This is a genomic window from Burkholderia sp. BCC1999 (assembly GCF_905339975.1).
In the GTDB taxonomy this organism is placed as follows: domain Bacteria; phylum Pseudomonadota; class Gammaproteobacteria; order Burkholderiales; family Burkholderiaceae; genus Burkholderia.
The window spans coordinates 1-12,327 of sequence record NZ_CAJPHP010000020.1; the positions used below are offsets into that span (position 1 = coordinate 1).

A 12,327-nucleotide genomic window follows, 5' to 3' on the forward strand; every position below is an offset into this window, starting at 1 on the left:
TCCGCCATAGCGCGCCGCCACGAGCGGCGCGTTTTTGTGGGCCGCCACAAACGAAACGGGGCGCTGCTTGAAGCAGCGCCCCGTTTTGCATTCCCGGCACGACTGTCAGGCGAAGCTCGAAGCACCCCGCCCGCTTGCGTCAGGTCGCGCTGCCGGCAATCTTCGGCGTCGACGTCTCGACGTCGCCGCACTGCGCGCGATGGCGCAGTGCATGGTCGATCAGCACCAGTGCAAGCATCGACTCCGCGATCGGCGTCGCACGAATGCCGACGCAAGGATCGTGGCGGCCGAACGTCTCGACGGTCGCTTCGTCGCCTGCCTTCGTGATCGAACGGCGCGGCGTGCGGATACTCGACGTCGGCTTGATCGCGATCGACACGGTGATGTCCTGCCCCGTCGAAATCCCGCCAAGCACGCCGCCCGCATGGTTGCCGACGAAACCGCCCGGCGTCAACTCGTCGCCGTGCACCGAGCCGCGCTGGGCGACGCTGTCGAAGCCCGCGCCGATCTCGACGCCCTTCACCGCGTTGATGCTCATCATCGCCTTCGCGATATCGGCATCGAGACGGTCGAACACGGGTTCGCCCCAGCCGACCGGCACGCCCGATGCGACGACGTCGATGCGCGCGCCGATCGAATCGCCATCCTTGCGCAGCGCATCCATGTACGCCTCGAGTTCCGGCACGACCGCCGCATTCGGCGAGAAGAACGGGTTCTCGCGCACGTGCGACCAATCGACGAACGGCACGTCGATCTCACCGAGGCCGCTCATGTAGCCGCGCACCTCGACGCCGAAGCGCTCGCGCAGCCACTTCTTCGCAACCGCACCTGCGCCGACGATCGGCGCGGTCAGGCGCGCGGACGAGCGACCGCCGCCGCGGTAGTCGCGGATGCCGTATTTCTGCCAGTACGTGTAATCGGCATGGCCGGGACGGAAGGTCTCGACGATGTTGCCGTAGTCCTTGCTGCGCTGGTCGGTGTTGCGGATCAGCAGCGCGATCGGCGTGCCGGTCGTCACGCCTTCGAACACGCCCGACAGGATCTCGACCTCGTCAGCCTCCTGTCGTTGCGTCACGTGCCGCGACGTGCCGGGCTTGCGGCGATCGAGCTCGACCTGGATGTCGGCTTCGGTCAGCCCCATCCCCGGCGGGCAGCCGTCGATCACGCAACCGATCGCGGGACCGTGCGATTCGCCGAAGGTCGTGACAGTGAAAAGCGTGCCGAGGGTATTGCCGGACATGATGGAACCGCCCAAAGAGAAATGGGCAAACCGATGCGCTGCCCGTGCCGCAGGCAGATCGATCGTTTGCCGGTCGAGAAAAAGAGGTAAACCGCTATTATGCCAGCCGTCCCGGGCCCGCGGGCCGCATGAAACGCCGGCCGGCCGCACGGCACATGCCGGTGCGGCCCGATTGTCTCAGCCGAATGCCCGTTCCGGCCCGGCAGCAGCCGAATGCCGGTGCGGTGCGCCGGCACCCGCCTACTTCCGCGCGCCGCGCAGCTCGGTCACCGCCGCCTGCAGCGACTCGGGCGTCGCGACCGACGCCGGGATCGGCTCGCCGACGGCCAGCGTCAGCCGACTCATCATGCCGCGCTTGATGGGACGCGGCATCCGCGCATCGGAATGCCGCGAGAAATAGCTGCCCCACAGCCCGCGCAGCGCCATCGGGATCACCGGTGCCGGCGTGCGACCCAGGATCTCGGTGATGCCGTGGTGGAACGTGTTGATGTCGCCCGTCTTCGTCAGCTTGCCCTCGGGGAAGATGCACACGAGCTCGCCGTCCTTCAGCGCGGCCTCGCACAGGTCGTACGCCCGCGCGAGCATCGCGGGATCCTCGTGACGCGGCGCGATCGGGATCGCCTTCGCATGCCGGAACACCCAGCTCGCAAAGCGCGTCTTGAAGATCCGGTGATCCATCACGAAACGGATCGGGCGCGGGCTCGCGGCGGCCAGCACGAGCGCATCGACGTAGCTGACGTGGTTGCACACGAGCACGGCCGCCCCTTCCGCCGGGATCCGCTCCGCATGCACGAGGCGGATCCGGTAGAAGGTATGCACGAGCACCCACGCGACGAAGCGCAGCAGGAACTCGGGCACGAGCAGGTAGATATACGTCGCGACGATCACGTTCAAGAGCGCGGTGACGAGGAACAGCCCCGGGATGTCGACGCCGGCCTTGGTCAGCCCCATCGCCATCACGGCCGACAGGATCATGAACAGCGCGTTCAGGATGTTGTTCGCGGCGATGATCCGCGCGCGGTGCGTCGGCGCGCTGCGGCTCTGGATCAGCGCATACAGCGGCACGCTGTAGAAGCCGCCGAACATCGCGAGCAGGAACAGGTCGGCCAGGATGCGCCAGTGGCGCGCGCCGGCCAGGAATTCGCCGACCGACAGCAGATGGCCGGGCGACGGCAGCGCGTGGCTCGCGAAATACAGCTCGATCGCGAACACGCTGATGCCGATCGAGCCGAGCGGCACGAGGCCGATCTCGACGCGCCGCTGCGATAGCCGCTCGCACAGCAGCGAGCCGAGGCCGATGCCGACCGAGAACGTCGCGAGCAGGATCGTGACGACGTCGGGGCTCGCGGACAGCACGTCCTTCGCGAAATTGAAGAACGACGTGAGGAACGTCGCGCCGACGAACCACAGCCACGAGATGCCGAGCAGGCTGAGGAACACGGTGCGGTTCTGGCGCGCGAGCCCGAGATTGCGCCACGTTTCGCTGAACGGGTTCCAGTTGATCACGAGATCGGGCTGCGGCGCCGGCGTCGACGGCACACGCTGTGCAACGAGCCGCCCCGCGAGCGCGATCACGACGACGCTTACCGCGAGCACGCGCTCGCCGGCGCCTTCGATGCCCGCGGCCGCGCCGCCGATGATCGTGCCGATCAGGATCGCGATGAACGTACCCATTTCGACGAGACCATTGCCGCCGACCAGCTCATGCTCGCCCAAATGCTGCGGCAAGTACGAATATTTGACGGGCCCGAACAGCGTCGAGTGCATCCCCATCATGAACGTGCACAGATACAGCAGCGTCGCGCTATGCGTGACGAAGCCGGCCGCGCCGACGAGCATCAGCGCGATCTCGAAGGTCTTCACGAAGCGCGTGAGGGTCGCCTTGTCGTATTTGTCGGCGATCTGGCCGGACGTCGCCGAAAACAGCACGAACGGCAGAATGAAGATCGCGGAAATCAGGAACGCGGCCGTCTTGGCGTCGACGCCGGAGAACCGCGCGGTGTGATAGGTGACGAGCGACGTGAAGCCGATCTTGAAGACGTTGTCGTTCAGCGCACCGAGGAACTGGGTCGTGAAGAACGGGGCGAAGCGGCGCTCGCGCAGCAGGTCGAACTGCGATGCGTGGGCGCGCCGTTCGTCGCGCCGCTCCGAAGTGGCTTGCGTGTGATCGCTCATGCGGAATACGCGCGCGTCGTCTCGGCGAAGCTGCGCGGGCCTCGTGTTGTCGTTGAAAAAACGGCGGCGCAGGACAAGCCTGCGCCGCCGCATGCCGGATGGCGGCGCCCATGCATCAAGGTGCCGGGCGCGGCGCGGTTCACGGCTTGTGCGCTTCGGCTTCCGATTCCGGCCAGTCGCGGATGTACGCCTTCAGCATCCGGTTCTCGAAGCTCTGCGCCTCGACGACCGTCTTCGCGACGTCGTAGAACGAAATGACGCCCATCAGCACCTTCTTGTCGAGCACCGGCATGTAGCGCGCGTGACGCTCGAGCATCATCCGGCGCACTTCGTTGACGTCGGTTTCCGGCGTACACGTGAGCGGCTCGTCCATCACCTTGCGCACCTGGACGTCGCCGATCGCACCGCCGTTCACGTGCAGGCGCAGGATGATCTCGCGGAACGTCAGCATCCCGACCAGATCGCCGTACTCCATCACGACGAGCGAACCGATATCGTGTTCGGCCATCGTGTCGACCGCTTCGCGCAGCGGTTTATCGGGCGTCACCGTAAACAGCGTGTTGCCCTTCACTTTCAGAATATCGCTGACGCGCATCGTAGTCCCCTCATGCTTGAATGCAAAATCTCTTTCGATCCTATCGGAAAGCCTGTCAAAAGGAAAGCGCGGCCCGGCGCGGCGGCCCGCCCCCGCTTGCGGACACGGACCAGCCGCCGCACAATGGCCCCATCGACAGCGGCCCGAGGAGACGGCCATGGCGCATACGCATTCGGAGCAATTCGCGAGCTTCGCGGATTTCTACCCGTATTACCTGAACGAACACCAGAACCTGACATCGCGGCGGCTGCACTTCATCGGCTCGCTCGGCGTGATCGGCTGCGTCGCGATGGCGATCGCGACCGGCAACTGGCTGTGGCTGCCGGCGGCGATCGTCTGCGGCTACGGGTTCGCGTGGGTCGGACACTTCTTCTTCGAGAAGAACCGCCCGGCCACGTTCCGGCACCCGATCTACAGCCTGATGGGCGACTGGGTGATGTTCAAGGACATCTGCACCGGCAAGATTCCGCTGTAACCGCCGGGCTCCGCCTTCACGCAGGCCGCGGCGGCCGCGCGTGCGGGTCGGGCACGCCGTCGGGCTCCTGCCCGGGGTTGCCTGCCGTCTGTGCGCCTGCGAGCCGGTGCGCGGCGATCAGCGAGGCTAGCGTCACGTCGAACCGCTCGCTCGACAGCACCGCGAGCAGCGCCGCGCCTTCGACGTGGCTGCCACGGCGCTGCAGCTGGTAGGTCAGCTCCGTGCGGTCGATCACCAGCACGTCGAACAGTTGCGCGAGCGTCAACTGCTCCGGGTTCGCGAGCAGGATGTAGCGCGGCGTGGTTTCACCGCCGCCGTCGAGCCGCGCAATCCATTCCTGCTCCTCCATCGTCGTCAGCAACCGCTGCGCGGTTTCCATGTCGCAGCGCAACATGGTCGCAAGCCGCATCGCCGTATGGCCGCGCTTGCCGGCCGCGCGCGCTTCGGCCAGCCGCGCGAGCAGCTCGAGCGCGTCGAGCAGGTCGCTGCCCGGATAGTGGATGCGGTGGAACTGGCCGACGCGGATCGCGGGCAGCGCGGACGCCACCATCGCGCCGAGCAGCGCGATGAACCAGCTCAGATACACCCACAGCAGGAACACCGGCAGCGCCGCGAACGCGCCATAAACGGCCGTATAGGTCGGAATGCGCCGCACGTAGTAGCCGAAGCCGCGCTTCGCGAGCTCGAACGCGACGGCCGCGAACAACCCGCCGATCACCGCGTCGCGCCACGCGACCGCGCAGTTCGGCAGGTACACGTACAGCAGCGTGAACGCGAGCACCGTCAGCGGCAGCGACGCGAGCGCGAGCAGCCACTCGACGATCGACGTGGACGGCCCGGCGCCGGTGAACGCAAGCGACTGCGTAAACAGGTAGGACGAGATCGACAGGCTCACGCCGAACAGCAAGGGCCCAAGCGTGATCAACGCCCAGTACGCGAGCACGCGCTGCGCGAACGGCCGCGGCTTGCGCACGCGCCAGATCAGGTTGAACGCCGATTCGATCGTCATCATCGTCATCACCGACGTGACGACCAGCACGATCAGGCCTGCCGTCGTCAGCCCCTTCGCCTTCGACGCAAACTGGTTCAGGTACTTGAAGATCTGGATGTTGAACTGCGCGGGCATCAGGTGATCCGCGAGGAACCCCTGCAGCGATATCTGGAACGACGCGAACATCGGGAACGCGGTGAACAGCGCGAACGCGACCGTCACGAGCGGCACGAGCGCCAGCATCGTCGTGAAGGTCAGGCTGCCCGCCACTTGCGGGATGCGATCCTCGGCACTGCGCCGGGCCGCGAACTGCGCGAGGCGCTTGAGGGTGTCGAGATCGACGCTCAACTTCGGCAAACGACTTCTCCTTCTTGATGCCGCGCGCCTCACGGCGCGCCGCCGCCGCGCTGCGCGACGGCTTCAGCCCCTATAATAGCCGCTCGATTCCAGCAGGGGCCGACTGCACCGGGCACGCGCGCGGCCGCACGCGGCTCCGTAGCCCATGAAAGACATTCTCGTCCTCTATTACAGCCGTCACGGCGCCACGCGCGATCTCGCGCTCGCAATCGCGAACGGCATCGACAGCGTGCCGGGCATGCAGGCGCGCATCCGCACCGTGCCGCCCGTGTCGACCGTCTGCGAAACCACTGCCCCCGACATCCCCGCCGACGGCCCGCCGTACGCGGAGCTGCGCGATCTCGAGGAATGCGCGGGCCTCGCGCTCGGCTCGCCGACGCGCTTCGGCAACATGGCCGCATCGCTCAAGTATTTCCTCGACGGCACGACGCCGCAATGGCTGTCGGGCGCGCTGACCGGCAAGCCGGCCAGCGTGTTCACGTCGACCGGCAGCCTGCACGGCGGCCAGGAATCGACGTTGCTGTCGATGATGCTGCCGCTTCTGCATCACGGGATGATGATCGTCGGGATCCCGTACACCGAATCGGCACTCAGCACGACGCGCACCGGCGGCACGCCGTACGGCGCGTCGCACGTCGCGCAGCACGATCGTACGGCGCCCGGCGGGCTGTCCGCGGATGAGAGGGCGCTCGCGGCCGCGCTCGGCGTGCGGCTTGCGCGCGCGGCAGCGGCGCTGTCGGCCGCCCAGGCCGCCCAGGCCGCCGAGGCCGCATGAACGCCCCCGCCCGCCCCGCCGTCGCGGCCCGGCCGCGTTATGCGCTGGCCGCCGCCGCGTGCCTCGTCGCGCTGATCGCGCTGTCGCTCGCGTGGGAGCTGTGGCTCGCGCCGCTGCGCCCGGGCGGCTCGGCGCTGATGCTGAAGGCCGTGCCGCTCGCGCTCGCGCTGCCCGGCGTCTGGCGGCGTAACATCTATACGATGCAGTGGGCGAGCATGCTGATCCTCGTCTATTTTGCCGAAGGCATCGTGCGCGGCATGTCCGATCGCGGGCTGTCGGCGACGCTCGGCTGGTGCGAGACCGCGCTTGCCGTCGGCTTCTTCGTGGCGGCGCTGGCCTACGTCGCGCCGTACAAGCGCGCGGCGAAAAAGTCGCGCGCCGCGTCCTGACCCTTACGCGACAAGGTGATGATGTCCTCCGAAGCTTTCGTTTCCGCGTGCCGCGACGCGATCGGCGCCGACTACGTGCTGACCGATCCGCACGATACCGAACCGTTCCTGACCGACTGGCGCCGCCGCTACAAGGGCACCGCGTGCGCGGTGCTGAAGCCCGCGAACACGGCCGAAGTCGCCGCGCTCGTGAAGCTGGCCAACACGCACGGCATCGCACTCGTGCCGCAAGGCGGCAACACGGGCCTCGCCGGAGGCGCCACGCCCGACGCGAGCGGCAGCCAGGCCGTGCTGAGCGTCGCGCGCCTGAACCGCGTGCGCGCGCTCGATCCGCACAACAACACGATCACCGTCGAAGCCGGCGTGATTCTCGCCGACGTGCAGGCGCGCGCCCGCGAAGGCGACCGGCTGTTCGCGCTGAGCCTCGCGGCGGAAGGCAGCTGCACGATCGGCGGCAACCTGTCGACCAATGCGGGCGGCACCGCGGTGCTGCGCTACGGCAACGCGCGCGAGCTGTGCCTCGGGCTCGAGGTCGTGACGCCGCAGGGTGAAATCTGGGACGGCCTGCGCGGACTGCGCAAGGACAACACGGGCTACGACCTGCGCGACCTGTTCATCGGCGCGGAAGGCACGCTCGGGATCATCACGGCGGCCGTAATGAAGCTGCATCCGCTGCCGGCCGCGCAGGTCACGGCACTCGCCGCACTCGAATCGCCGCACGCGGCGCTCGATTTCCTGTCGCTCGCGCAGCGCGCCGCCGGGCCGCTCCTGACCGGCTTCGAGCTGATGTCGGATTTCTGCATGCAGCTGGTCGGCAAGCACTACCCGCAACTGCGCTACCCGTTCGCGCAGACGCATGCGCAGACGGTGCTGCTCGAACTGTCCGACAACGAAAGCGAAGCGCATGCGCGCGCGCTGTTCGAGAAACTGATGGAAGAAGCGTTCGAGGCCGGGCTCGTGGTCGACGCCGTGGTTGCGGAGAATCTCGCGCAGTCGCGCGCATTCTGGGATCTGCGCGAGCACATTCCGCTCGCGCAGGCCGACGAGGGGCTCAACATCAAGCACGATATCGCGGTACCGATCTCGTCGGTCGCGCGCTTCATCGACGAGACCGACTCAGCGATCCAGCAGGCCGCGCCGGGCGCGCGGATGGTCACGTTCGGCCACCTCGGCGACGGCAACCTTCACTACAACGTGCAGATGCCCGAGGGCGGCGATGCGAAGGCGTTCCTCGCGGCGTTCCAGGCGCCGATCAACCGGATCGTCTACGACAACGTGCACCGCCATCACGGCACGATCAGCGCGGAGCACGGGATCGGACAGCTGAAGATCGACGACGCGCAGCGCTACAAGTCGCCGGTCGAAACGACGCTGATGCGCACGCTGAAGTCCGCGCTCGACCCGCGCGGCCTGATGAATCCCGGCAAGGTCCTGCGCTGAAGCCGCCCACTCCGGAGCCCCGCCCGTGAAAGTCCGCGTCCTGTCCGACCTGCATCTCGAAAGCAATCAGCCCGACGCGATCGCGCATGCCGACGCGGATCTCGTCGTGCTGGCCGGCGACATCCACAATCACGCGGAAGGCCTGCGCTGGGCCGCCGAAACGTTCGACCCGGCCGTGCCGGTGGTCTACGTGCCGGGCAACCACGAGTACTACGACGGGGAATTCGGCGCGCTGGAGGCGGCCATGCGCGACGCGGCGCACACGCTCGACAACGTGCATTACCTGAACAACGGCGTCTACATCGATCCCGAGCAGCGCTTCCGCGTGCTCGGCACGACGCTCTGGGCCGATTTTTCGCTGTTCGGCCACGACGAAGCCAGCATGGCCGGCGCGATCGACGCCGCGCTGCGCGTGATGCTCGATTTCAAGGGATTGATCCAGGTGACCTGGCCGCACGACGCGGCGCTGCATGCGGCACCGGGTACGCCGGGCGCTGCCGAACGGGATTTCTCGCCGGCCGACGCGATCGCGCTGCACCGGCAAAGTCGCAAGTGGCTCGAAACGCAACTCGCGACGCCGTTCGCGGGCAAGACGATCGTCGTCACCCATCATGCGCCGCACCGGCACTCGCTGGCGGAACGCTATGCGGAAGATCTCGCTTCGGCGGGGTTCGTGACGGACATGGCGGAACTGGTGCGGCCGCCCGTGGATCTGTGGCTCCACGGCCACACCCATACGTCATTCGACTACGTTGCGGACGGCGGCACGCGCGTGGTGTGCAACCCGCGTGGTTACATCCACCGGCGTACCGGCGAACGGGAAAACACCGCATTCGCGTGGGACAAGGTCGTCGAGCTCGGCTGAACACCGGCCCGCCAGGCCGCATTGCGCGACCTTCCCGCCTCCACGCGTGACGGCAGGATCAGCGGCCGGGGCGGCGCGGCTCGCGCACGCGGACCGGAACCGGCTTCATCTGCGCCTTCGCCTTCATCGCGCGCAGCAGGTCGCGCGTCGCCGCGGCGGCAGCGGCCGCGCCCAGCAGGACGCCAAGGCCGATCATCAGGTGCGTATCCATTGCTACTCCGGGGTTGCGTATCTCGTTAATTCTCACAGTATCAAACTGTCTGACACGCGTTCGTAAAAAAATGTTGCGTGAAGGACAAATCTCGTCAGATTGCGGGCAACCGCGCTGTCATGTCGCACGCGTGTACTGCTCGAGCGCGGCTTCGTCGGCCTGGAGCGTGGCCGGCAGTTCGTCGCGCAGGAAATCGACCCAGGTGCGAATTTTCGCATCGAGGTACTGGCGCGACGGATACAGCGCGTAGATGTTCATCACGTGCGACCGGTACTCCGGCATCACGCGCACGATGTGTCCGCTGCGCAACCAGCCGATCGCCGAATAGAGCGGCAACCCGCCGACCCCCATCCCTTCCCGCACGGCCACCGCGAGCGCCTCGGCGACGTTCACGCGGAACGGCGGCGCCGTGATCGGGACGACCTCGTCGCCGTTCGGCCCCGCCAGCGCCCATTCATCGAAATGAAAACCCGGCGCGACCATCCCGAGGCACACGTGCTGAGCGAGATCGGCCGGCCGCTGCGGCACGCCATGCGCCTCGACGTAGCCGGGCGATGCACAGACGACGCTGTAGCTCTCGCCGAGCCGCTGCGACACGAGCCCCGAATCGGGCAGGTCACGGCCGACGACGATCGCGACGTCGTACCCCTCGTCGAGCAGGTCGGGCATCCGCTGCGCGAGCGTCAGCTCGACGTGCACGTCCGGATAGCGCTCGCGGTAGCGCGCGATCGCCGGCACCAGGTAGTGCTGGCCGAGGCTCGTGAAGCAATGGACCTTCAGCTTGCCCGACGGGCGCGCGTGCGCGTCGCCGGCCTCGGCTTCGGCCTGGTCGACGTACGCCAGGATCTGCTCGCAGCGTTGCAGGTAGCGCTCGCCGGCTTCGGTCAGCGCGATCCGGCGCGTCGTGCGGTTCAGGAGACGCGTGCGCAGGTGTGCCTCGAGATCCGAGACCGCGCGCGATGCGTAGGCGGTGGTCGAATTCATCTGCTGGGCGGCCGCGGTAAAGCTTCCCGCGTCGACCACGCGGACGAACACCCGCATGTTTTGTAACGTATCCATCCCATTACCCGTGTGAATCCGGAGGGATTGTTGCACAGGGGCCAACAAATATTATCTCAGGATTCGTAAAAATGACTTGCACCGTTGTCCATTTATTCAGGAATCACTGAAAAATATAATCGCATCCGACTCATCTATATCCGAAAGGGAGAAAATCGTGCAGTCTCCGGCGACAAAAGGGACGCTCGCACTGGCGGTTCTTGCAGTCTCATTAATAATGGCCGGATGCGCGAGCATGGGCGACAACAACAAGCCCCAATCGGCCCGCATCGAGGCGAACGCGCTCGACGCCGGCGCCGCGATCCGCGCGGCCGACCGTGACGCGGGCTGGCCCGCGGCCGACTGGTGGCGTGCCTATCGCGATCCGCAGCTCGACACGTGGATCGCCACCGCCCAGGCCGGCAACCCGACCCTCGCGGCCGCCGAGGCCCGTGTGCGCGAAGCGCAGGCGATGGCGCGCGTGGCCCGCTCGGCCGAATTGCCGCAGATCAACGGCAACCTCTCGCTGATGCGCCAGCACTGGCCGGACAACGTGTACTACGGCCCCGGCCCGCTCGCGAATACCGACACCTGGAACAACACCGGCACGCTCGGCCTGTCGTACCACCTCGACCTGTGGGGCAAGGACAAGAACGCGACCGAACGCGCGCTCGACACCGCGCATGCGACCGCCGCCGACGCGCGTGCGGCGAAGCTCGAACTCGAAGTCAACGTCGTGCGCGCCTATATCGGCATGTCGATGAACTACGCGCTGCTCGACCTCGCGCATGAAACGTTCGAACGCCAGCGTTCGCTCGCCGATCTCGCGCGCAAGCGGCTGCAGGCCGGCCTCGGCACGCAGCTCGAAGTGAGCCAGGCGGAATCGACGCTGCCCGACTACGAGCGCCAGATCGACAGCTACGAAGAAGCGATCCAGCTCGCGCGCCACCAGCTCGCCGCACTGGCCGGCAAGGGCCCGGGCGCCGGCGACGCGATCAAGCGGCCGCAGCTGTCGCTCGACGCGCCGGCCGGGTTGCCGTCGGCGATGCCGGCCGACCTGCTCGGCCGCCGCCCCGACGTCGTCGCGGCGCGCTGGACGGTCGACGCGCAGGCGCGCGGGATCGACGTCGCGAAGGCGTCGTTCTACCCGAACATCGACCTGCTCGCGACGGTCGGCGGCTTCGGCGTGACCGCGCCGTTCACCGACTTCCTGCGCGCGATGAACGGCGGCTGGACAGCCGGCCCCGCGCTGTCGCTGCCAATCTTCGAAGGCGGCCGGCTGCGTGCGCAGCTCGGCGCGGCGAACGCCGGCTACGACCAGGCAGTCGAGCGCTACAACCAGACGATCGTCGGCGCACTCAAGGACATCGCCGACCAGGTCGTGCGGATCCGCTCGCTCGATACGCAGAAGAAGGACGCCGCGCGCTCGGTGGCCGCCAACGACCGCAGCTACCAGCTGTCGCGCGAAGGCTTCCGTCGCGGGCTGACCGATTACGTGAACGTGCTGGTCGCGCAACAGCAGCTGCTGCGCGCGCAGGAGACGGCCGCCCGCATCGATGCGGAACGCCTCGCCGTGCATGCGCAGCTGATGGCCGCGCTCGGCGGCGGTGTCGAGACGGGCACGGACGTGCGGGGCGGCCATCCGTCAAAGGACGAGACGGCGATCGGCGCCGCTGTGCCGGCCGCCGCGTCGGGCACCAAGCCCGTGGCGGCAGCCGACCGGCCCGCGCGGGTCGCGACCACCGGCGCGTCCGGCGTGACGGCCGCACGGTAACG

Annotated in this window: 12 protein-coding genes; 6 read left to right on the plus strand and 6 right to left on the minus strand. The window is 67.7% G+C overall.

Annotated features, from left to right (window positions below):
* Positions 1-139: 139 nt before the first annotated feature.
* The 3 genes from aroC to U5809_RS25745 form a co-directional block, all read right to left on the minus strand.
* Positions 140-1,240: a chorismate synthase gene (gene aroC / locus U5809_RS25735; RefSeq protein ID WP_322088573.1), complete on the minus strand. Its 1,101-nt coding sequence runs from the start codon at positions 1,238-1,240 to the stop codon at positions 140-142.
* 240 nt (positions 1,241-1,480) lie between these two features.
* Positions 1,481-3,415 carry an MFS transporter gene (locus U5809_RS25740; protein WP_322088574.1) on the minus strand — a complete coding sequence of 645 codons (1,935 nt, stop codon included), beginning with the start codon at positions 3,413-3,415 and terminating at the stop codon, positions 1,481-1,483.
* A gap of 139 nt (positions 3,416-3,554) precedes the next feature.
* Complete coding sequence (locus U5809_RS25745; RefSeq protein ID WP_006488504.1) at positions 3,555-4,010, minus strand: CBS domain-containing protein; 456 nt, start codon at positions 4,008-4,010, stop codon at positions 3,555-3,557.
* A gap of 157 nt (positions 4,011-4,167) precedes the next feature.
* Between U5809_RS25745 and U5809_RS25750 the strand changes: the two genes are divergently transcribed.
* On the plus strand, positions 4,168-4,485 hold the full coding sequence (locus U5809_RS25750; RefSeq protein WP_011351766.1) for an Mpo1-like protein: 318 nt from the start codon (positions 4,168-4,170) through the stop codon (positions 4,483-4,485).
* Between the two features lie 16 nt (positions 4,486-4,501).
* Here the strand turns inward: U5809_RS25750 and U5809_RS25755 are convergent, their stop codons facing one another.
* Positions 4,502-5,833 carry a YihY family inner membrane protein gene (locus tag U5809_RS25755; RefSeq protein ID WP_322088575.1) on the minus strand — a complete coding sequence of 444 codons (1,332 nt, stop codon included), beginning with the start codon at positions 5,831-5,833 and terminating at the stop codon, positions 4,502-4,504.
* A 145-nt stretch (positions 5,834-5,978) separates the two neighbouring features.
* Here U5809_RS25755 and wrbA point away from each other — a divergent pair, with 145 nt between their 5' ends.
* Genes wrbA through U5809_RS25775 form a run of 4 tightly spaced genes read left to right on the plus strand, consistent with a single transcriptional unit; the run spans position 5,979 to position 9,302 of the window.
* Positions 5,979-6,608: an NAD(P)H:quinone oxidoreductase gene (gene wrbA, locus U5809_RS25760; protein WP_322088576.1), complete on the plus strand. Its 630-nt coding sequence runs from the start codon at positions 5,979-5,981 to the stop codon at positions 6,606-6,608.
* Positions 6,605-6,997: a DUF2069 domain-containing protein gene (locus tag U5809_RS25765; RefSeq protein ID WP_282507335.1), complete on the plus strand. Its 393-nt coding sequence runs from the start codon at positions 6,605-6,607 to the stop codon at positions 6,995-6,997. Before wrbA ends, U5809_RS25765 begins: the two co-directional genes overlap by 4 nt.
* Positions 6,998-7,015: 18 nt before the next feature.
* Positions 7,016-8,437 carry an FAD-binding oxidoreductase gene (locus U5809_RS25770; RefSeq protein ID WP_322088577.1) on the plus strand — a complete coding sequence of 474 codons (1,422 nt, stop codon included), beginning with the start codon at positions 7,016-7,018 and terminating at the stop codon, positions 8,435-8,437.
* Between the two features lie 25 nt (positions 8,438-8,462).
* Entirely contained in the window at positions 8,463-9,302 is an 840-nt protein-coding gene (locus tag U5809_RS25775; RefSeq protein WP_322088578.1) for a metallophosphoesterase, read from the plus strand.
* A 58-nt stretch (positions 9,303-9,360) separates the two neighbouring features.
* Here U5809_RS25775 and U5809_RS25780 read toward each other — a convergent pair whose 3' ends face one another.
* Positions 9,361-9,513 (minus strand): hypothetical protein, encoded by a 153-nt coding sequence (locus U5809_RS25780; RefSeq protein WP_006476208.1) that lies wholly within the window; start codon positions 9,511-9,513, stop codon positions 9,361-9,363.
* Positions 9,514-9,630: 117 nt separating this feature from the next.
* On the minus strand, positions 9,631-10,572 hold the full coding sequence (locus tag U5809_RS25785) for a LysR family transcriptional regulator (protein ID WP_175844354.1): 942 nt from the start codon (positions 10,570-10,572) through the stop codon (positions 9,631-9,633).
* Between the two features lie 157 nt (positions 10,573-10,729).
* Here U5809_RS25785 and U5809_RS25790 point away from each other — a divergent pair, with 157 nt between their 5' ends.
* A complete protein-coding gene (locus U5809_RS25790) occupies positions 10,730-12,325 on the plus strand; it encodes an efflux transporter outer membrane subunit (RefSeq protein ID WP_322088579.1) in 1,596 nt (531 codons plus the stop codon).
* Positions 12,326-12,327: the final 2 nt, after the last annotated feature.